19 protein-coding genes and 1 riboswitch are annotated in these 19716 nt (G+C 73.7%); of the genes, 16 read left to right on the forward strand and 3 right to left on the reverse strand.

The window, feature by feature from the left end; translation table 11 throughout:
• Positions 1-26: 26 nt before the first annotated feature.
• The 10 genes from mltG (at position 27) to ACZ7RU_RS18815 (ending at position 10634) form a co-directional block, all read left to right on the forward strand.
• Positions 27-1952 carry an endolytic transglycosylase MltG gene (gene mltG, locus ACZ7RU_RS18770; RefSeq protein ID WP_470342024.1) on the forward strand — a complete coding sequence of 642 codons (1926 nt, stop codon included), beginning with the start codon at positions 27-29 and terminating at the stop codon, positions 1950-1952.
• Between the two features lie 34 nt (positions 1953-1986).
• Entirely contained in the window at positions 1987-2817 is an 831-nt protein-coding gene (locus ACZ7RU_RS18775; protein WP_470342025.1) for a shikimate dehydrogenase, read from the forward strand.
• Between the two features lie 197 nt (positions 2818-3014).
• The gene (gene aroC, locus ACZ7RU_RS18780) at positions 3015-4199 is read left to right on the forward strand and encodes a chorismate synthase (RefSeq protein ID WP_470342026.1); all 1185 of its coding nucleotides are present in this window, start codon (positions 3015-3017) and stop codon (positions 4197-4199) included.
• Positions 4196-4717, forward strand: coding sequence for a shikimate kinase (locus ACZ7RU_RS18785; protein WP_470342027.1), 522 nt, complete (start codon positions 4196-4198; stop codon positions 4715-4717). Before aroC ends, ACZ7RU_RS18785 begins: the two co-directional genes overlap by 4 nt.
• Positions 4710-5801: a 3-dehydroquinate synthase gene (aroB, locus tag ACZ7RU_RS18790; RefSeq protein WP_470342028.1), complete on the forward strand. Its 1092-nt coding sequence runs from the start codon at positions 4710-4712 to the stop codon at positions 5799-5801. The genes ACZ7RU_RS18785 and aroB overlap by 8 nt, the downstream gene beginning before the upstream one ends.
• An 8-nt stretch (positions 5802-5809) precedes the next feature.
• Positions 5810-6238, forward strand: a complete 429-nt coding sequence (gene aroQ, locus ACZ7RU_RS18795) for a type II 3-dehydroquinate dehydratase (protein WP_470342180.1) — start codon at positions 5810-5812, stop codon at positions 6236-6238.
• A gap of 85 nt (positions 6239-6323) precedes the next feature.
• The gene (locus tag ACZ7RU_RS18800; protein WP_470342029.1) at positions 6324-7190 is read left to right on the forward strand and encodes an AAA family ATPase; all 867 of its coding nucleotides are present in this window, start codon (positions 6324-6326) and stop codon (positions 7188-7190) included.
• Between the two features lie 80 nt (positions 7191-7270).
• Complete coding sequence (locus ACZ7RU_RS18805; RefSeq protein WP_470342030.1) at positions 7271-8080, forward strand: Fpg/Nei family DNA glycosylase; 810 nt, start codon at positions 7271-7273, stop codon at positions 8078-8080.
• A gap of 150 nt (positions 8081-8230) precedes the next feature.
• Entirely contained in the window at positions 8231-8557 is a 327-nt protein-coding gene (locus ACZ7RU_RS18810) for a putative quinol monooxygenase (protein WP_470342031.1), read from the forward strand.
• A 70-nt stretch (positions 8558-8627) separates the two neighbouring features.
• Positions 8628-10634 (forward strand): AAA family ATPase, encoded by a 2007-nt coding sequence (locus ACZ7RU_RS18815; RefSeq protein WP_470342032.1) that lies wholly within the window; start codon positions 8628-8630, stop codon positions 10632-10634.
• 187 nt (positions 10635-10821) lie between these two features.
• On the opposite strand, the gene ACZ7RU_RS18820 is transcribed toward ACZ7RU_RS18815, so the two are convergent.
• Positions 10822-12489, reverse strand: a complete 1668-nt coding sequence (locus ACZ7RU_RS18820) for a hypothetical protein (RefSeq protein ID WP_470342033.1) — start codon at positions 12487-12489, stop codon at positions 10822-10824.
• A 48-nt stretch (positions 12490-12537) separates the two neighbouring features.
• Positions 12538-12921, reverse strand: coding sequence for an ArsR/SmtB family transcription factor (locus ACZ7RU_RS18825; protein WP_387750920.1), 384 nt, complete (start codon positions 12919-12921; stop codon positions 12538-12540).
• 81 nt (positions 12922-13002) lie between these two features.
• A riboswitch (cobalamin riboswitch) is annotated at positions 13003-13217 on the forward strand.
• A gap of 31 nt (positions 13218-13248) precedes the next feature.
• Between ACZ7RU_RS18825 and nicT the strand changes: the two genes are divergently transcribed.
• From nicT to ACZ7RU_RS18855, 6 genes are all read left to right on the forward strand, one after another.
• Positions 13249-14367 (forward strand): Nickel transporter NicT, encoded by a 1119-nt coding sequence (gene nicT, locus ACZ7RU_RS18830; protein WP_470342034.1) that lies wholly within the window; start codon positions 13249-13251, stop codon positions 14365-14367.
• Positions 14368-14541: 174 nt separating this feature from the next.
• Positions 14542-15648, forward strand: coding sequence for a M24 family metallopeptidase (locus ACZ7RU_RS18835; protein WP_470342035.1), 1107 nt, complete (start codon positions 14542-14544; stop codon positions 15646-15648).
• A 75-nt stretch (positions 15649-15723) separates the two neighbouring features.
• On the forward strand, positions 15724-16287 hold the full coding sequence (efp, locus tag ACZ7RU_RS18840) for an elongation factor P (protein WP_470342036.1): 564 nt from the start codon (positions 15724-15726) through the stop codon (positions 16285-16287).
• Positions 16288-16291: 4 nt separating this feature from the next.
• The gene (gene nusB, locus ACZ7RU_RS18845) at positions 16292-16729 is read left to right on the forward strand and encodes a transcription antitermination factor NusB (RefSeq protein ID WP_470342037.1); all 438 of its coding nucleotides are present in this window, start codon (positions 16292-16294) and stop codon (positions 16727-16729) included.
• A 141-nt stretch (positions 16730-16870) separates the two neighbouring features.
• Positions 16871-17698, forward strand: coding sequence for a thioesterase family protein (locus ACZ7RU_RS18850; RefSeq protein WP_470342038.1), 828 nt, complete (start codon positions 16871-16873; stop codon positions 17696-17698).
• Between the two features lie 144 nt (positions 17699-17842).
• Positions 17843-18760 carry a hypothetical protein gene (locus ACZ7RU_RS18855; protein WP_470342039.1) on the forward strand — a complete coding sequence of 306 codons (918 nt, stop codon included), beginning with the start codon at positions 17843-17845 and terminating at the stop codon, positions 18758-18760.
• Between the two features lie 146 nt (positions 18761-18906).
• Here ACZ7RU_RS18855 and bldD read toward each other — a convergent pair whose 3' ends face one another.
• Positions 18907-19410 (reverse strand): transcriptional regulator BldD, encoded by a 504-nt coding sequence (bldD, locus tag ACZ7RU_RS18860; RefSeq protein ID WP_030056198.1) that lies wholly within the window; start codon positions 19408-19410, stop codon positions 18907-18909.
• Positions 19411-19716: the final 306 nt, after the last annotated feature.

Genomic DNA, 19716 nt, shown 5'->3' on the forward strand with positions numbered 1-19716 from the left:
GTCGTCACCGTCGGTTAAGGGGATCGATGACCGATCTGGGTGGGGGCTACGGCCCCCAGGGCGAGCCGTGGCACCCCGGTGATCCCGGGTACGACGGCCGGCAGCCGGTCCCCGGCCAGCAGGACGGCCAGTGGCAGCAGCAGTACCCGCAGCAGGGCCAGCCGGCCCAGCAGCCGTACGGGGACGGGCAGCAGGGGTACGCGCAGCAGCAGATGACGCCGCAGATGCAGCAGCAGATGATGGCGCAGCAGCAGGGCTACCAACAGCAGGCCCCCCAGCAGCAGGGTTACGTCCAGCAGGGCTACCCGCAGCAGATGGCACAGCAGGGCTACTCCCAGCAGGGGTACGCGCAGCCGCAGCAGCAGGCTCAGCAGCCGATGCAGCAGGGCTACCCGCAGCAGCAGATGCCCCAGCAGCAGGCGCCGATGCAGCAACAGGGCTACCAGCAGCAGGGTTTCCCCGGGGACCAGCAGCAGGTCCAGCCGCAGCAGCAGGTTCAGGCCCCCCAGCAGCAGGCCCACCAGCAGCAGGCGCCGATGCAGCAGCAGGTGCCCCAGCAGCAGGAACCCCAGCCGCAGGCCCCGGGCCCGCGGAGCCGGCGCCGGAGGCCGGCCCCGGAGCCGCTGCCGGCCTCCGGCCCCGGCCCGGACGGGATCGACTGGGAGGCCGAGGCCGCCGCGCTGGAGGCCGGGGCCGACCCGGTCGGTGCCGCCCGCGAGGGCGCGAGGGACGAGTGGGACGGCCACGGGGACGGCCGCCACGAGGACGACGGCTACCACGACGAGCACGCCGAGGCCGGGGACGCCGGCTTCCTCGGGGAGCAGGACGACTCCCGCGAGGCGCAGAAGAAGCGCAAGGAGAAGGGCAAGAAGTCGGGCCGCCGCAACGGCGGTGCCTGCCTGCTGGTCGCGCTGGTGCTGCTCGGCGCCATGGGCGGGGCCGGCTGGTGGGGCTACGGCTTCTACCAGGATCACTTCGGCCCGGCGCCGGACTTCACCGGCGAGGGCACCGGCTCCGTCCAGGTCGAGGTCAAGAAGGGCGCGGTCGGCGGGCAGATCGGCCTGGCGCTGAAGACCGCCGGCGTGGTCAAGAGCGTCGACGCGTTCTCCGAGGCCTGCAAGGCCGAGCCCAAGTGCGGCACCATCCAGTACGGCTACTACGGGCTGAAGAAGGAGATGCCGGCCGCCGCCGCGCTCAAGGAGCTGCTCGCCCAGGCGGGCGGCGCCGCGATCGTGGTCCCGGAGGGCAAGAACTCCACCGAGATCTACACCCTGATCGACACCAAGCTGAAGCTGCAGCCGGGCACCACGGCGGGCGTCGCCAAGGCCCAGGTCAACGAGCTCGGCCTGCCGCCGTACGCGAACGGGAACGTCGAGGGCTTCCTCTGGCCGACCCGCTACAACATCGCCGAGGGCATGAAGCCCGAGGACCTGCTCAAGCAGATGGTCAAGAACGCCACCGAGAAGTACGCCGGCCTGGACTCCCAGGCCGCCTCGGTGGGGCTGAAGACCGGCTACGAGGTGCTCATCGAGGCGAGCATCCTCCAGCGCGAGGGCAACAACGCCGGCGACTTCGCCAAGATGGCCAAGACCATCCAGAACCGGCTGGCCGCCGGCGGCGAGATCAACCACCGGCTCGGCATGGACACCACGCTCCAGTACTCGTTGGGCCGCAAGGAGCTCAACAAGAAGGACATGGACGACGCGTCCAACAAGTACAACACCTACGTCAACCAGGGCCTGCCGCCCGGTCCGATCTCCAACCCCGGTGACGACGCGCTGAACGCGGTGCTGCACCCGGCGGACGGCAAGTGGCTGTACTTCATCGCGATGTCCCCGACGAACACCCGGTTCGCCGAGACGAGCAAGGAGCACTACGCCAACGTCAAGGAGTACTGCCAGTCGGCCGGGCAGGGCTTCGACGAGGCGCGCGGCCACTGCACCACCAAGTAGCCACGGCCGGAAGACAGTTCGCGGAGAGGCAGCGTTGACCAGCAAGCACCGGGCGGCCGTTCTCGGCTCGCCGATCGCCCACTCGCTCTCGCCGGACCTGCACCGGGCCGCCTTCGCGGCGCTCGGCCTGGACGGCTGGCGCTACGACCGCTTCGAGGTGGACGAGGCCGGGCTGCCCGGGTTCGTCGCCGCCCTGGACGAGGCCGAGTGGGCCGGGCTGTCGCTCACCATGCCGCTGAAGCGGGCGGTCATCCCGCTGCTCGACGAGGTCAGTGCGACGGCCCGCTCGGTGGACGCGGTGAACACCGTGGTGTTCACCGCCGACGGCCGGCGCACCGGGGACAACACCGACGTCCCCGGGCTGGTCAACGCGCTGCGCGAGCGCGGCATCACCGAGGTGCCCGAGGCGGCCGTGCTGGGCGCCGGGGCCACCGCCTCCTCGGCGCTGGCCGCGCTGGCCCAGGTCTGCACCGGTGAGGTGACGGTCTACGTCCGCAGCGCCGAGCGGGCCCGGGAGATGGCCGAGTTGGGCGACCGGCTGGGCGTGGCCGTCCGCACCGCGGACTGGGAGCGCGGTGCCGAGGCGCTGGCCCGGCCGCTGACCGTCTCCACCACGCCGGTCGGCGCGACCGACGGCTTCGCCGACGCGCTGCCCGCCGAGCCGGGCGCGCTGTTCGACGTGCTCTACCACCCGTGGCCGACGGCGCTGGCCGCCGCCTGCGCCGGGCGCGGGGCGACCGTCCTGGGCGGGCTGGACCTGCTGGTGCACCAGGCGGTGCTGCAGAGCGAGGCCTTCACCGGGCGCACGCCCGGGCCGCTGGCGGCGATGCGCGAGGCGGGGGAGAAGGCGCTCGCCGGGCACTGAGCCCCGGCACCCGGCCCGTCCTCCGGCTCCTCCCCGGCAGGTACCCGGCAGCTTCCCGGCCGGATCGTGGCCGGTTGCCGTCCGGCACGCGGACTGTGCCCCCAGGTGCCGCTGGGGCATGAAAGGATTCAGGCACAAGGCACGCCCGGGCGGGCCCCGGCGGTGCCGAGGTCCGGTCCGCTGATGAAGGAGCTCCGTTGGGTACGTTGCGCTGGCTGACGGCGGGGGAGTCGCACGGCCCCGCACTCGTCGCGACGCTGGAAGGCCTGCCCGCCGGTGTACCGGTCACCACCGACGTGGTGGCCGACGCGCTGGCGCGCCGCCGGCTCGGCTACGGCCGCGGGGCGCGGATGAAGTTCGAGCAGGACGAGGTGACCTTCCTCGGCGGCGTCCGGCACGGTCTGACCATGGGCAGCCCGGTCGCGATCATGGTCGGCAACACCGAGTGGCCGAAGTGGGAGCAGGTCATGTCGGCCGACCCGGTCGACGCCGAGGTGCTGGCGGGCCTGGCCCGCAACGAGGCGCTCACCCGCCCCCGGCCCGGCCACGCCGACCTGGCCGGCATGCAGAAGTACTCGATCGAGGAGGCCCGGCCGATCCTGGAGCGCGCCAGCGCCCGCGAGACGGCCGCCCGGGTCGCGCTGGGCGCCGTCGCCCGCGCGTACCTGCGCGAGGTGGCCGGGATCGAGATCGTCAGCCACGTGGTCGAGCTGGCCGCCGCCAAGGCACCGGCCGGCGTGCTGCCGCTGCCCTCGGACGAGGCCCGGCTGGACGAGGACCCGGTGCGCTGCCTGGACGCCGACGCCTCGAAGGCGATGGTCGCCGAGATCGACCAGGCCCACAAGGACGGCGACACCCTGGGCGGGGTGGTCGAGGTGCTGGCGTACGGCGTGCCGGTGGGCCTCGGCTCGCACGTGCACTGGGACCGCCGGCTGGACGCGCGGCTGGCCGCCGCGCTGATGGGCATCCAGGCGATCAAGGGCGTCGAGGTCGGCGACGGCTTCGACCTGGCCCGGGTGCCGGGCTCCAAGGCGCACGACGAGATCGTCCCGACCCCCGAGGGCGTCAAGCGCACCTCCGGCCGCTCCGGCGGCACCGAGGGCGGCCTGTCCACCGGCGAGGTGCTGCGGGTGCGCGCCGCGATGAAGCCGATCGCCACCGTGCCGCGGGCGCTCCAGACCCTGGACGTGCGCACCGGCGAGCCGGCCAAGGCGCACCACCAGCGCTCGGACGTCTGCGCGGTGCCGGCCGCCGGCATCGTCGCCGAGGCGATGGTCGCGCTGGTGCTGGCGGACGCGGTGACCGAGAAGTTCGGCGGGGACCACGTCTCCGAGACCCGCCGCAACGTGCAGGGCTACCTCGACCACCTGATCATCCGATGACGACCCCCGTCGTGGTGCTGGTCGGCCCGCCCGGCAGTGGCAAGTCCACCGTCGGGCGGGTCCTGGCCGAGCGCCTGGGCGTCGGCTTCCGGGACACCGATGCCGACGTCGAGGCGACGGCCGGCAAGCCCATCCCGGACATCTTCGTCGACGAGGGCGAGCCGCACTTCCGCGCGCTGGAGGCGGCGGCCGTCCGCGCGGCCGCCGAGGGGCACGACGGGGTGCTGGCGCTCGGCGGCGGCGCGGTGATGGCCGAGGCCACCCGCGCGCTGCTGCGCGAGCTGCCGGTGGTCCTCCTGGAGGTCCCGCTCGCCGACGCGGTCAAGCGGGTCGGCCTGGACGCCCCGCGCCCGCTGCTGGCCGTCAATCCGCGGGCCCGCTGGCGCGAGCTGATGGAGGCCCGCCGCCCCCTCTACCTGGAGGTGGCCACCGCCGTGGTCGACACCGCCGGGCGCAGCCCGGAGCAGGTCGCGGACGCCGTACTGGAAGCACTGGAGCTGAAGACCCCCCATGACTGACACCACCGTCAGGATCCACGTCGGCGGCAGCGCCGGCCACGACCCGTACGACGTGCTGATCGGGCACCAGCTGCTCGGTGAGCTGGCGCCGCTGATCGGCGGCCGGGCCAAGCGGGTCGCGATCATCCACCCGGAGGCGCTGGCCGCCACCGCCGACGCGATCCGCGAGGACCTGCTCGGCGAGGGCTACGAGGCCGTCGTGCTCCAGGTGCCCAACGCCGAGGACGCCAAGAGCGTCGAGGTCGCCGCGTACTGCTGGTCGGTGCTCGGGCAGACCGGCTTCACCCGCAGCGACGTCGTCGTCGGCCTCGGCGGCGGCGCCACCACCGACCTGGCCGGCTTCGTCGCCGCCACCTGGCTGCGCGGGGTCCGCTGGATCTCCATGCCCACCACGCTGCTCGGCATGGTGGACGCGGCCGTCGGCGGCAAGACCGGCATCAACATCGCCGAGGGCAAGAACATGGTCGGCGCCTTCCACCCGCCGGTGGGCGTGCTGGCCGACCTGGACACCCTGGAGACGGTGCCCCGGCACGACTACGTCTCCGGCCTGGCCGAGGTCGTCAAGTGCGGCTTCATCGCCGACCCGGCCATCCTCGACCTGATCGAGGCCGACCCGGAGGGCGCGAAGACGCCGGCCGGCCCGCACACCGTCGAGCTGATCCGCCGGGCCATCCAGGTCAAGGCCGACGTGGTCTCCGGGGACCTCAAGGAGTCCGGGCGGCGCGAGATCCTCAACTACGGCCACACCCTCGGCCACGCCATCGAGCGCAACGAGCGGTACAAGTGGCGGCACGGCGCCGCGATCTCCATCGGCATGGTCTTCGCCGCCGAACTCGGCCGCCTGGCCGGGCGGTTGGACGACGAGACGGCCGACCGGCACCGCACCGTGCTGGCCTCGGTCGGCCTGCCGCTGAGCTACCGGGCGGACGCCTGGCCGAAGCTGCTGGACGCGATGAAGATCGACAAGAAGTCGCGCGGCGACCTGCTCCGCTTCATCGTGCTGGACGGCCTCGGCAGGACCTCCGTACTGGAGGGCCCCGACCCGTCGCTGCTGGTCGCCGCGTACGCGGAGGTCTCGGCGTGACCAGGGTGATGGTGCTCAACGGCCCCAACCTGGGCCGGCTGGGCAGCCGCGAGCCGGACGTCTACGGCGCCACCTCGTACGCCGGACTGGTCGAGCGCTGCACCGCGCTGGGCCGGGAGTTCGGCTTCGAGGTGGAGGTGCACGAGACCAACTCCGAGCAGCGGATGGTGGAGTGGCTGCACGAGGCGGCCGACGGGCGGGTGCCGGTGGTGATCAACCCCGGTGCGTTCACGCACTACTCGTACGCGATGCGGGACGCGGCGGCCCAGCGCACCGCGCCGCTGATCGAGGTGCACATCTCCAACCCGTACGCCCGGGAGACCTTCCGGCACACCTCGGTGATCGCCGCGGTGGCCTCCGGCACCATCGCCGGTTTCGGGCTCGGCTCCTACGAGCTGGCGCTGCGCGCGCTGGCCGAGCAGCTCACCAGCCGCTGAGCGTACGGGCGGTGGCCCGGCGGCGGACTGTGCCCGCTGCCGGGCCGCCGTGTAGTGTCCCCGCTGAGAGGTGTCGGGAGGTGTCGTGACGCAGTACGCCGGAGGTGGGCAGGTCCCGCCGCGTCCTGTCGCCCCGCCGGTGCCGCCGGTGGGCGGTACCCGGGGGACGTCGTCGGGGGCGCCGGTCTCCCCGCCGTCTCCGCCGCCGGTCCGCCCGGCGCCCACCGCCCCCGCCGCTCCCGGGCCGGCCGCCCGTCCGGCTCCGGCGCCCGCGGTCGCTCCGGCCGGTCCGGTGCCGAGCGCACCGGTGCCCGCCGGGGGCACCGGGCACTTCGTGCTGCCGTCCGGCGCGCCCGTCCAGCTGCCCACCCACCCGCCGCAGCACCACGCGCCCGCCGGGCCGATCGCCGTCCTGCTGATCGGACCGGCCGGGGCGGGCAAGACCACCGTCGCCCGCCACTGGGCCGAGCGGCGGCCCGGCCCGACCGCGCACATCAGCCTGGACGACGTCCGCGAGTGGGTGCAGTCCGGCTTCGCCAACCCGCAGTCCGGCTGGAACAACGCCTCCGAGGCGCAGTACCGGCTGGCCCGCCGCACCTGCGGCTTCGCCTGCCGCAACTACCTGGCCAACGGCATCTCCTGCATCATCGACGACGCCGTCTTCCCGGACCGCCCGGCGATCGGCCTCGGCGGCTGGAAGCGCCACATCGGGCCCGGCATGATCCCGGTCGTGCTGCTGCCCAGCCTGGACTCGGTGCTGCGCCGCAACGCCCGGCGCAGCGGCAACCGCCGCCTCGGGGACGAGGAGGTGGCCCGGATCCACGGGCGGATGGCCGGCTGGTACAACTCCGGGCTGCCGATCATCGACAACTCCTACCTGGACGTCGCCGGGACGGCCGCCGAGCTGGACCGGGTCATCCTGGCCCGGCTGATGGGCGTCCCGGTCCGCTGACCTGCGGCGTCGCGGGGCTGTCGGTGCCGGCTGCGATGATGGACGGGTCCCTGTCGCCGCGTCCGGAGGAGCCGACGCCCGTGCCCGAAGGCCACATCATCCACCGCCTCGCCATCGAGAACCGGACGGCCTTCGGCGGCCGCCCGGTGCGGGTCTCCAGCCCGCAGGGCCGGTTCGCCGACGAGGCCAAGGTGATCGACGGGCAGCTGCTCACCGGTGCGGAGGCCGTCGGCAAGCACCTCTTCCTCGGCTTCGAGGAGGGCGGCTGGGTGCACATCCACCTCGGCCTCTACGGCGGGTTCACCTTCGGCACCGGTCCGGCGCCCGAGCCGGTCGGGCTGGTCCGGCTGCGGCTGGAGAACGAGGACGGCTACGCCGACCTGCGCGGTCCCAACACCTGCGCGCTCGTCACCGGGGAGCAGAAGGCCGCCGTCGCCGCCCGGCTGGGCCCCGACCCGCTGCGCGCCGACGCCGACCCGGACACCGCCTGGCGCCGGATATCGGGCAGCCGGACGACCGTCGCGGCGCTGCTGATGGACCAGAAGGTGCTGGCCGGGGTGGGCAACGTCTACCGGGCCGAGGTGCTGTTCCGGCACGGCATCGACCCGCACCGGGCCGGGCGCGACCTCACCCGCCGCGAGTGGGACGCGATCTGGGCCGACCTGGTCGCCCTGATGCGCGAGGGCGTCACGGCCGGCCGGATCGACACCGTCCGTCCCGAGCACACGCCCGAGGCGATGGGCCGCCCGCCGCGGGTGGACGACCACGGCGGCGAGGTGTACGTCTACCGGCGGGCCGCGATGCCCTGTCTGGTCTGCGGCACCGACGTGCGGACGGAGGAGCACGCCGCCCGCAACCTCTTCTGGTGCCCGGCCTGCCAGGCGGCCTGAGCGGGCCCGGCCGTGCAGTGGGGGCCCGTGTCGTGCGCGGACCCGTGTCGCACACGACCTTTCTGACCTGCGACGATGGTCGGCGTGCTCGCCGAGCAGCCTGCCCCTGACCGCACCACCACGTGTGAACGTGCAGCGAAAGGAAGTCCCATGATCTTCATCACCGTCAAGTTCCCGGTCCGCCCCGAGCGCGTCGACGGCTGGCTCGACCTGGTCGAGGAGTTCACCCGGGCCACCCGCGAGGAGCCGGGCAACATCTTCTTCGAGTGGTCCCGCAGCGTCGAAGACCCCAACGAGTTCGTCCTGGTCGAGGCCTTCCGCGACGGTGACGCGGGCAGGGAGCACGTGGAGTCCGCGCACTTCGCCAAGGCCATGGAGGACCTGTCCTACGCGGTGGCCGCCAAGCCGCGGATCGTGTCGACCGAGATCCCCGGCATGGACGGCTGGGCGGAGATGGGCGAGATCACCCCCCGGTGACATCCGAGTGCCCCTCCGGTGCGGCGCCCAGCCCGTAGGCTGGGGCCGACCGGCCGGAGGGAGCAGGCGGATGGAGCGGCACGAGGTGGCCAACACCGTGTCAGGCGCCACGGTGGGCGGCCACCTGGTGCAGGCCGGGACCATCGGAGCGGTGCACCTCCACCCGGCGCGGGAAGTGCCGAGGCCCCGTCAGGTGCGCGCACCGCACGGCCCGTTCGTCAACCGTGAGCCGGAGATCGCCGCACTGGCCGCCGCGCTGCGCCGGGTCGAGGAGGACGGCCTCGGGGTCGTGGTGTTCACCGGTCTCGGCGGGGTCGGGAAGACCGAACTGATCGCCAAGTTCACCAAGGACCACCGGGAGCACTTCCCGGGCGGGGACCTCTACGCCGACCTGAAGGCCTACCGGCACCAGGGCGGGGTGGACCTCCCCGAGCTGCTGGCCGGCTTCCTGCGCGCCCTCGGCACCGAGCCACCGGCCGTGGAGGCCGAGCGGTTCACGGCGTTCCGCACCGCCACCGCCGAGCGCCGGTGCCTGTTCTTCCTGGACAACGTCGAGCACGCCGCGGAGGTCCGCGCGCTGCTCCCGTCCGGCGGGCTGGTGGTGGTCGCGAGCCGGCGGCGGCTGCCCGCGCTGCGGGTGGACGGCGCCGAGGTGCGCCGGCTCGGGCCGCTGAGCGCGACGGCGGGCGCCGAGCTGGTGCGCGGCTGGGTCGGCTCCGGGCGGGGCACCGACGGGGAGCTGGCGGAACTGGTCGAGCTGTGCGGCGGGCTGCCGCTCGCGCTGAACGCGGTCGGCAGCCAGCTGCTGGACCGGGACAACCTGCCGGTCGGCCGGGTGGTGGCCGAACTGCACGGCCGGGAGGGCAGGTTGGCGATGCTGGAGGACGGGGAGAGCGATCTCGGCGCGACCTACGACCTGGTGTACGAGCGGCTGTCGGCGGAGGGCCGGGCGCTCTACCACCTGGTCGGCGTGCACCCCGGACCCTTCGTGTCCGCCGAACTGGCGCGGGCGGTCGGCGTCGAGCGGGCCGAGCGGGCGATCGGGGAGCTGCGCGGTGTCCACCTGCTGGACGAGGTGGTGGACGACGACCGCGAGGACCGCTTCCGGGCCCACGACGTGGTGCGGCTGCACGCCTACGGCCGGACCCGGGAGCTGCCGGACCGCGGGCCGCTCCTCGCCGGGGTCGTGGCGTACTACCGGGGCCGGGCGTCGGCTGCCGACCGCGCGACGGCCGGGAACCGGCTCCGCCTCCAGGACCCGAGCGGTGACGAGCTGCCCCGCTTCGCCTCCGGGGCCGCGGCCCTGGAGTGGCTGTACGCCGAACGGGCCAACTTCCGCGCGGTGGTGGAGGAGGCGGCCGAGCAGGGCTGGCACGGCGAGGTGTGGCGGCTCTGCGAGTCGCTCTGGCCGCTCTACCACGGCCGCAAGCTCTACCAGGACTGGATCGCCACCCACCGGCTCGGCGTCGAGTCGGCCCAGTGGGACAACCAGCCGGCCGCCGTGGTGCGGATGCGCAACCAGCTCGCCCGTGCCCACGTCGACCGCGGGGAGTACCGGCTCGCCGCCGAGCAGTTGGCGCTCGCCACGGAGCAGGTGCCGCTGGTGACCGAACGCCAGGTGGTGGGGGTGCTCTACGAGACGGACGGTCTGCTCTGCCTGGCCGACGGCCGCCCGGCCGACGCGGTGGAGCGGTTCACCCTGGCCCTGGCGGAGAACCGGGGCGACGACCACGGCGAGATCGTCCAGAACTACAACCTGGCGCAGGCGCTGATCGCCGACGGCCGTCCGGAGCAGGCGCTGGCCCTGCTGTCCGAAGCCACGGCTCACGCCGGGCGGACGGGGGACGACGACATGCTGATGAAGCTGCCGCTGGTCCGCGCCCGGGCCCACCGGGCGCTCGGGCAGCTGGACCTCGCCGTGGCCCACGCGGACGACTGCGCCCGGCAGGCCAGGCAGCGCAGCCAGTACGCCAAGGAGGCGCAGGCCCACACCCTGCTGGTCTCCCTCGCCGAGGAACTGGACGACGCGGAGCTGGCCGAGCGCAGCCGGGTGCGGCTGAGGGAGCTGTCGGACTAAGGCGTGTCTGACAATTCCCGCCGGGTGCGCGACGCCGGGGCACGCACCTCGCCGCGTTGTCGTCGGTCACCAATGGCCCCCAGCCTTCGGCCGGGAGGTGCCCCCACCGCAGTGGCTCCCTCCTCCGCCTTGCGATGCACGCACCCCAACGCCGCGCCCTGATCCGACGCGAATTGTCAGACACGCCTTAGGAGCCGGTGCGGAACGACACCCGGGTGCGGTGCTCGCCGGTGCGGACGGTGAGCCCGTGTGCGGGGAGCCCGGCCGGCTCGCCGCCGTCGGCGAGCCAGGAGGCGACGGCGGCGCCGAGCAGCAGCGGGTCGATGCCGGGGTCGGGGCTGTCCCAGTCCGGCTCGGCGCGGGCCTCCAGCAGCTGGCCGGTGCGCAGCCGCAGCAGGTGGCGGGCCGGGCCGAGGGCGGCCACCGCGACGGCCAGGCCGGGGAGTTCGGCGGCGGTGTCGGCGAGCCAGCGGGTGGCCGGGCGTTCGGCGTGGGCCTCGGTGCGGGCGAGGACCTCGGCGGTGTAGCGCAGGGCGTCGCCCGGGTGTTCGTCGGTGAGGGCGTGGAAGCCGCGCGGGGTGTGGCCGTCCGAGGCGATGGGGTAGCGCCGGAGGCTGACCTCGGTGCCCGCGCCGCTGCCCTCGACATCGTACGCGGTGGGCCCCTCGGTGGTCGTGGGGAGCGGCCTGGGGTAGGGCGGCAGGGCCGGCTCGTCGCCGGGTTCGTCCAGCCCGTCCAGGAAGGAGTAGAGCAGCGGGCGCAGCAGCCGGGCGGACTCGCCGCGGTGGGCGAGCGACCGGCCGGTGATGCCGCTCAGGCCGGCCGGGTCCTGGGCCAGGGCCAGTTCGAGCTGGGCGGCGAGGTCCCCGTCCGGGTCGAGGACGGGCGCGGCCTGGCCGAAGGCGTAGCCGGGGGAGCGCGGGTCGAGTTCGGCGGCGCCGGTGGCGACGAGCACGGTGGGGCGTTCCAGGGCGGCGCCGTAGACGGTGACCGAGCCGTGGTCGCCGATCACGCAGTCGGCGGCGACGAGAGCGGCCTGCCAGCCCTGGTGGGGCGGGATCAGGCGCAGGCCCATCCGGCGGGCGTCGTCGAGCAGCGCCTCGGGGTCGTGGCGGCTCCAGACGTTGGGGTGCAGCACGACGGCGACCGTGTACTCGTCGGCGGGGAGCCGGCGGACCAGCCGCTGGGGGAGGTCGGGGTGGCGGCCGAATAACGAGTGCTCGCTCCAGGTGGAGCTGACGACGACGAGCCGTCGGCCGCCGGTGGCGCCGAGCGCGGCGCGGTAGCCGTCGCGGGAGCGCCGGCTGCCGAGCATCCGGTCGAAGCACGGGTCGCCGACCACCCGGGCGACGTCCAGCGCCTCGGGGCAGGAGTCCCGCAGCCGGTCCAGCTGCTCGGGGTGGGAGAGGCCGAGGACGTCCACGAACACCCGTCCGCGGTGGGTGAGTTCGTTGCGGGACAGGCCGGCGGCGGTGACCGTGTCGCCGGTCGACTCGGTGACCAGGCGGTTGTAGCCGGCGCCGTGCGGGAGGACGACGAGGCGGGCGTCCAGGCGGTGCATGGAGGAGTGGACGGCGCAGGCGACGGCCAGGTCGAAGCGGCGGCGGACGGCGTCCTCCCAGTCCAGCACGGTGAAGCCGGGCAGGCCGTGCAGGTACTCGTCCAGGGCGCGGTCGGCGAAGGCGGAGCCGGGGTTGACGGTGAAGTACCGCTCGATGCCGTCCGGGCTCAGCAGGGTGAGGACGTCCAGGACCCGGGTGGCCGAGGTGAGGGTGCGGGCGACCGCCAGCACACGGGCCCTGACCGGTCGGGTGTTCCAGCGGTCGGCGGGCCAGGCGTGGGGGTGGGACGGCACATCATGATCGTACTGGTCGGGGCCGGTCCCGGCGGGGGTTTCCGGGTGTCAGCCCGCGGCCGCGGTGGGCTCGTGGTGCTCGGCGGCGGTGCACTCGTCGAGGAGGGGGCGCATGGCCTCGTCCACGAGCCGGTAGCGCACCACTCGTCCGTCCCGGTCGCCGGTCACCACGCCGGCGGTGCGGAGCAGCCGCAGGGCCTGGGAGACGGCGGGGTCGCGCATGCCGGTGGCGACCGCCAGGTCGGTGACGGCGAGCGGGCCGGCCCGGTGGAGCGCGAGCAGCAGGGCGAGCCGCCCGGGGTCGGCGAGCAGCGAGAACCGCTCGGCCCAGGACCGGACGTGCGCGGGCTCGCCGATCGCGGCGATGGCCTCGCAGACCCGGTGCCCGTCGATGGTGCGGTGGCCCGCGCGGTCGGCCGGTACGAGATGCATGCGGACATTCTTGCAGGCGGCGTCCTGTGATCCTGGACACCTGCGCAGGTGCGCAGCCTTGCACCCGTGGGGCCCGGCCCCTACGGTGTTCCCCGCCGTGGTGCTCGGGAAGACCGGTGACGGATCCTCAGGGATCCCAGCCCGGAGCGGCCCTCGCCACTGTGATCGGGTCGTTCCTCCGTCCACGGAGGAGCGTCGTCCGTACCCATGAAGCCACTGGGCGCCCCGCGCGCCTGGGAAGGCGGGTGCGGGCGTGTCCCGTCAGCCAGGAGACCGGCCACGGCATCTCACGAGGTTTTCCACGAGGTGCTGGAGCGTGATCCGCAGATGACCCTGCCCGAAACCGTCGCCCCCGGGGCGAAGGCGACCCCCTCCGCGCTGCCCGCCTTCAAGTGGCGGCGCGAGGACACCGTCCGTACGGCCGGGCTGATGGGGGTGATCCTGGCCATGCACGTGGTGGCCTTCGGGACGCTCGTCTTCCTGGTCGCACCCGAGCGGTACGCGGTCGGTACCCAGGTCTTCGGGGTGGGCCTGGGTATCACCGCGTACACCCTCGGCATGCGGCACGCCTTCGACGCCGACCACATCGCGGTGATCGACAACACCACCCGCAAGCTGATGGCGGACGGCAAGCGGCCGGTCTCGGTGGGCTTCTGGTTCGCCCTCGGGCACTCCTCGATGGTGGTCCTGATGGCCGCCCTGGTGGCGGGCGGCGCGCAGCTGGCGAACACGCTGATGGACGACGAGTCGACCACCCACCAGTGGCTCGGCATGATCGGGACGACCACCTCGGGCGTCTTCCTCTACCTGATCGGCGCGCTCAACCTGGCGGCACTGCTCGGCATCCTCAAGGTGTTCCGGGCGATGCGGGCGGGGCAGTTCGACGAGCGGGAGCTGGAGGCGCACCTCGACTCGCGCGGCTTCATGGCCCGGGTGCTGAACCGGGCGACCCGGTCGATCACCCGGCCGGGGCAGATGTTCCCGGTGGGCTTGGTGCTGGGACTGGGCTTCGACACCGCGACCGAGGTCACCCTGATGGTGATGGCCGGCTCGGGCGCGGCCTCCGGGCTGCCCTGGTACGCGATCGCCTGCCTGCCGCTGCTGTTCGCCGCCGGGATGAGCCTGTTCGACACCCTGGACGGGACGTTCATGAACTTCGCGTACCAGTGGGCCTTCGCCAACCCGGTCCGGAAGGTGTACTACAACCTGACCATCACCGGGCTGTCGATCGCGGTGGCCTTCGTCATCGGCACCATCGAGCTGGTCGGGGTGCTGCACGAGAAGCTCGACCTGACCGACCCGGTCTCCGGATTCGTCGCGGACATCTCGCTGGACAACGTCGGCTACGCCATCGCCGGGCTGTTCGTGGTGGTCTGGGCGATCGCGATCGGGTACTGGAAGCTCGCCCGGGTCGAGCAGCGCTGGACGCCTGGCCAGGACGCCTGAGCGCCCGTCCCGCCGGTCGCTCCGGGGCCGCGGCGCGACGCCGGCGGGGGCGGGGCGCACGGCGCGCGCCCGGGGGTGACGGCGCGGTGGCGCGGGGGGCGCGCAAGGGGCACCGGGGGTTCTGTCGGGGGTGCTCGGCGGGCGCTCCGGGCCGGGGGTTCGTAGGCTCGACGCATGGCGGATGCGTACGCGGGGCGGCGGGAGCGGGTGAGGGAGCACTGCGGTGCGGCCGGGGCCGATGCGGCGCTGATCACCCGGGCGGCGAACGTGCGGTACCTGACGGGCTGCGCGCCCTGCGGGGCGAGCCTGCTCCTGACCAGGGAGCGGGCCCTGCTCGCGCTGCCGGACGACCTGCCGCCGGACGACTCCGGGGAGCACCTGATCGCCCCGGACGTCACCCGGCTGCCGGTGGCGGCCGGTTCGGACACCGCGCTGGCGGCCGCGACCGCCGCCGCGCGGTCCGGGGTGTCGGGCCTGGCGGTGGAGGAGCACGACCTGACCGTCACCCGGCACCGGGCGGTGGCCGGCCTGACCGAGGGGGCCCGGCTGGTGGACCTCGGCCAGACGGTCGAGCGGCTGCGGGTGGTCAAGGACGAGCACGAGATCGCCGACCTGCGGATCGCCGCGGAGATCGCCGACCAGGCGCTGGGCGAGCTGCTGGAGTCGATCCTGGTCGGCCGCACCGAGCGGCACCTGGCGATGGAGCTGGAGCGCCGGATGATCGACCACGGCGCCGACCGGGCGGCCTTCCCGGTCTCGGTCGGCACCGGAAGCCACTCCGGCCAGGCCGCCCACCAGCCGACCGACCGCCGGGTGGAGGAGGGCGACTTCCTGACCGTGGTGATGGGCGCCCAGTACCGCGGCTACGGCGTCTCGACCGCCCGCACCTTCGTGATCGGCGCGGCCCCCGCGCCCTGGCAGGTGGAGCTGCACCGGCTGGTCTTCCGGGCCCAGCGGGCCGGGCGGGAGGCGCTCGGACCGGGGGTGGAGCAGTGCGTGCCCGACCGGGCGGCGCGGCAGGTCCTGGAGGCGGCCGGCCACACCGAGGCCTCCCCGCACCCGGTGGGCCACGGCATCGGGCTGGAGATGCGGGAGGCGCCGCGCCTCGGCCCGGCGGACATGGGTAAACTGGACAGCCGCGTGCCGGTCACCGTCGGCCCAGGGGTCCACCTCCCGGGCAAGGGCGGCGTCCGGATCGAGGACACGCTCGTCGTGCGCCCCCTCGAGGAGGGCGGGCCCGAGCTGCTCACCATCACCACCAAGGAGCTCCTCGCCCTGTGACCGCGGCCCCCGGGCTGTGGGCGGCAGGACGCAATCCCTTGGTTCCTTGACAGCTATACAGGAGTTAGTGCGCCCGTGGCTTCCACGAACGATCTCAAGAACGGCATGGTCCTCAAGCTGGAGGGCGGCAAGCTCTGGTCCGTCGTCGAGTTCCAGCACGTCAAGCCCGGCAAGGGCCCGGCCTTCGTGCGTACCAAGCTCAAGGAGGTCCTGACCGGCAAGGTCGTCGACAAGACCTTCAACGCGGGCACCAAGGTCGAGACCGCCAACGTCGACAAGCGCGGCATGCAGTTCTCGTACAAGGACGGCGAGAACTTCGTGTTCATGGACATGGACACCTACGACCAGCTGACCATCGAGCCGGCCGTCGTCGGCGACGCCGCCAAGTACCTGCTGGAGGGCTTCGAGGCCCTGGTCGCGCAGAACGAGGGCTCGGTGCTGTACATCGAGCTCCCGGCCGCCGTCGAGCTGACCATCGCCGAGACCGAGCCGGGCGTCCAGGGCGACCGCTCCACCGGTGGCACCAAGCCGGCCACCCTGGAGACCGGCGCCGAGATCCAGGTGCCGCTCTTCATCACCACCGGTGAGAAGGTCAAGGTCGACACCCGCGACGGCAGCTACCTCGGCCGGGTGAAGTAAGTCCGTGTCGGCCGCACGCAGCAAGGCCCGTACCCGGGCCTTCCAGATCCTCTTCGAGGCCGACCACCGCGGGGTCGACCCGCAGCAGGTCCTCGCCGACTGGGTGGCCCGCGCCCGCGAGCCCAAGCCCGACGAGGGCACCCCGCAGGTCGGTGAGTACACCATGGAGCTCATCGAGGGGTACGTCCAGCACGCTCGTCGCATCGACGACCTGATCGAGCAGTACTCCGTGGGCTGGTCGCTCGACCGGATGCCGATCGTGGACCGCAACGTCCTGCGGCTCGGTGCGTACGAGCTGATCTGGGAGGACGGCGTCCCGGACGCCGTCGTCCTGGACGAGGCCGTCGAGATCGCCAAGGAGTTCTCCACGGACGACTCCCCGGCCTTCGTCAACGGCATGCTCGCCCGCTTCCTGGAGCTGAAGCCGGGCATCCGCCGGTAGGCGGATCGACCTCGTGGACGGCCGTCGGACCCGAACAGGTGTCCGGCGGCCGTTCCGCGTTTCACCCGGTCGGCGTAGGGTGGGGCCTACTCGTCAGTAACTTGACGTCCGGAAGCACGCGCGAAGGGCAGGTCCCCCCACATGGCCACGGCGATCCGCAGCGAGTTCGACCAGGGCATCGCCCTGACCAGGCACCCCGAGGAGGCCGGCCGCTACGAGGCCGAGCTCGGCGCCGGCTGGCAGATCGGCGGCGGGGTGAACGGCGGACTGCTGCTCGCCGTGGCCGGACACGCGCTGTCGCTGGAGCACGGCACCCACCCGGACCCGGTGTCGATCAGTGGTTACTACCTGTCCGCCTCCACCCCCGGCCCGGCCACCGTCCGCACCGAGGTGCTGCGCACCGGCCGCGGCCTGTCCACCGGCACCGCCTCGCTCAGCCAGGACGGCGTCGAGCGGCTGCGTGTGGTCGCCAGCCACGGCGACCTCGCCGCCGCCGACGGCGAGGTGCGCACCAGCGCGCGGCCGCCGCAGCTGCCGCCGCCGGACCAGTGTGTCGGCGTCGAACACGCGCCCAAGGAGCTGATCGCCCAGGCCGCCCTGCTGGAGCGGTTCGACCTCCGGCTGGACCCGGCCACCATCGGCTGGGCGCTCGGGCAGCCCTCCGGCAACGGGCGGATCCAGGGCTGGTTCCGGCTCGCCGACGGCCGCGAGCCCGACCCGCTGCTGCTCCTGCTGGTCGCCGACGCGCTGCCGCCGGTCACCTTCGACCTCGGCCTGCCGGGTTGGGCCCCCACCGTCGAGCTGACCGTCCACCTGCGCGCCAGGCCGGTGCCCGGCTGGCTGCGGGTCACCCACGCGACCCGCAACCTGGCCGGCGGCTACTTCGAGGAGGACGCGGAGGTCTGGGACGAGTCCGGCCGCCTGGTCGCGCAGTCCCGTCAGCTGGCCCGGGCGCCCCGGCCGGCCTGACCCGGGGGCTCCGCATTACCGGTGGTTACATTCCTGTGACACGCCGTACGTGTGCGGCGCGCGCGGATGGGGAGGAAGACGGTCAGCGGCGATCCCGTCGCCGACCGTCAACCGTCACCCGACCGCCGAAGCCAGGAGCCACCGATGAGTCAAAAGGGTCGCGCCCGCCGTAACTCCGACTGCACCGCCGGCGGCTCGCGGCCCGTGGTGCGCGCGTCGCACCGGCCGCGGCGGGTGGAGGCCACCGAGCAGGCGTTCGTCATCGGGGTGCTCACCAACGCGGCGGACTTCGCCCGGGCCCGCGCCTGGGGGGTCACCGACGCCCCCGACCACGAGCGCTACCTGGCCGACACCGCCGAGCTGCTGGCCGAGGCGCTGGAGCGGTTCGACAGCGTCCGGGCCCGGATGTTCCACCCGCAGGACTTCGAGGAGTTCTGCGTGCTGCACGGGCTGGACCCGGCCGAGCCCGCCGCCCGTGACCGCTACCTGGCCAACCCGGCCCTGCAGACCCAGCTGCTCGCCTATCAGGGCGAGGAACTGGCCGGGGACTTCGTGCCCCGCCTGGTGCGCGCCCGGGAGAACGGGCTGACGCTCTGCCACGCCGACCTGCTGCTCGACGGGGGCCTGTACGGGGGCGCGGGCGCGCCCGACGAGGAGCACACCGCCTGGGTGCGCGCCGCCTACCAGCGCGGGGGCGAGGTGTTCCGGCGGATGCTGGTCGGTGCGGGCGCCGGCGTGTACGAGCTGCGCCTGCGGGTCGACGCGCCCGGCGGGACGCTGACCGCCGCGGCCCGGGTGCTCCAGTGGGAGGACGGAGTGGTCCGGATCAACGACGAGGACCTGGAGCTGGTCTGCGCGGTGCTCTGCACCGGGCTGGCCCTGGAGCTGCCGGGCGTCGCGGTGCTGCACGGCTCACAGGGCTCGGCGGCGTCCTGCGGGGAGTACCTCCAGGCCTCCTGGGCCTGGTCGAGCGGCGGGCAGGACTGGGCTCCGGCGGACCGCCCGGTCCGGCTGGACGGCGTGGCGGCGCGGCCCGGCTACAGCCTGGGCACGGTCTGCTGAGGCCGCCGCCCGGGACGGGCCGCCCGAACACCGCGGCGCGGCCCCCGGGACCGGGGGCCGCGCCGTGACGTTTCTGCTTGCCGGCACTACTGGAACGAGTGCTGGATCGTGCCTGGATCCGCTGGTGGGAGCCGGTGCGGGGAGCCTCAGCTCGCGTCCTCCTCGCGCACCGCACGGCGCGCGTCGGGGTTCAGCACGCCCCAGGAGATCAGCTGCTCGGTGAGGATCGACGGCGACTGGTCGTAGATGACGGCCAGGGTGCGCAGGTCGTCCTGACGGATCGACAGCACCTTTCCGTTGTAGTCACCGCGCTGGCTCTGGATGGTCGCCGCGTAGCGCTGCAACGGGCCGGCCTTCTCGGAAGGGACCTGGGTCAGTCTCTCCAGGTCGAGGACCAGGCGCGGCGGCGGCTCGGCCGCACCGCCCGGCGTGCCGCCGGGCAGCAGCTCCTGCACCGGGACGCCGTAGAACTCCGCCAGCTCGGCCAGACGCTGCACGGTGACCGCACGGTCACCACGCTCGTACGAGCCGACGACGACTGCCTTCCAGCGGCCCTGGGACTTCTCCTCGACACCGTGCAGGGAGAGACCCTGCTGGGTGCGGATCGCTCGGAGCTTGCCTCCGAGTTGCTTCGCGTAGTCGCTGGACATTGATCTCCCCGGACGAGATTGCTTCGCGTTCAGTGGTGGGTCACGGGCGATTGCCGACGCCGTTACCGGTGGGTCCGACGTCCGTCTCGTAACTCACTGTGAGGTTACGTAGAGTAAGGTAGTTGCGTCAAGCCGAATGGGGCAGTCGTGCGAATGGCCCGCATCGTCGGCGCGTCCGGAGTGTTAACCCCGGGAAGCGGAATGGTGGACGTCCGTTTGCGATCCGGCGCGCTGGTAGGATTGCCCGAAGCCCGCGCCAGGTCGGCGGGGGCTGTCCCAGACATCCTTTAAGACCCGTCCCGTGAG

The sequence above is a fragment of the Kitasatospora sp. NPDC114501 genome (genome assembly GCF_055633695.1).

Bases quoted from the DNA above. Each gene is read 5' to 3' on its own strand.
- mltG (WP_470342024.1), top strand. From the start codon at position 27: ATGACCGATCTGGGTGGGGGCTACGGCCCCCAGGGCGAGCCGTGGCAC.
- ACZ7RU_RS18785 (WP_470342027.1), top strand. From the start codon at position 4,196: ATGACGACCCCCGTCGTGGTGCTGGTCGGCCCGCCCGGCAGTGGCAAG.
- ACZ7RU_RS18835 (WP_470342035.1), top strand. From the start codon at position 14,542: ATGGCGGATGCGTACGCGGGGCGGCGGGAGCGGGTGAGGGAGCACTGC.
- ACZ7RU_RS18850 (WP_470342038.1), top strand. From the start codon at position 16,871: ATGGCCACGGCGATCCGCAGCGAGTTCGACCAGGGCATCGCCCTGACC.
- bldD (WP_030056198.1), bottom strand. From the start codon at position 19,410: ATGTCCAGCGACTACGCGAAGCAACTCGGAGGCAAGCTCCGAGCGATC.
- nicT (WP_470342034.1), top strand. From the start codon at position 13,249: ATGACCCTGCCCGAAACCGTCGCCCCCGGGGCGAAGGCGACCCCCTCC.
- aroB (WP_470342028.1), top strand. From the start codon at position 4,710: ATGACTGACACCACCGTCAGGATCCACGTCGGCGGCAGCGCCGGCCAC.
- aroQ (WP_470342180.1), top strand. From the start codon at position 5,810: ATGGTGCTCAACGGCCCCAACCTGGGCCGGCTGGGCAGCCGCGAGCCG.
- ACZ7RU_RS18815 (WP_470342032.1), top strand. From the start codon at position 8,628: ATGGAGCGGCACGAGGTGGCCAACACCGTGTCAGGCGCCACGGTGGGC.
- ACZ7RU_RS18855 (WP_470342039.1), top strand. From the start codon at position 17,843: ATGAGTCAAAAGGGTCGCGCCCGCCGTAACTCCGACTGCACCGCCGGC.
- ACZ7RU_RS18810 (WP_470342031.1), top strand. From the start codon at position 8,231: ATGATCTTCATCACCGTCAAGTTCCCGGTCCGCCCCGAGCGCGTCGAC.
- ACZ7RU_RS18825 (WP_387750920.1), bottom strand. From the start codon at position 12,921: ATGCATCTCGTACCGGCCGACCGCGCGGGCCACCGCACCATCGACGGG.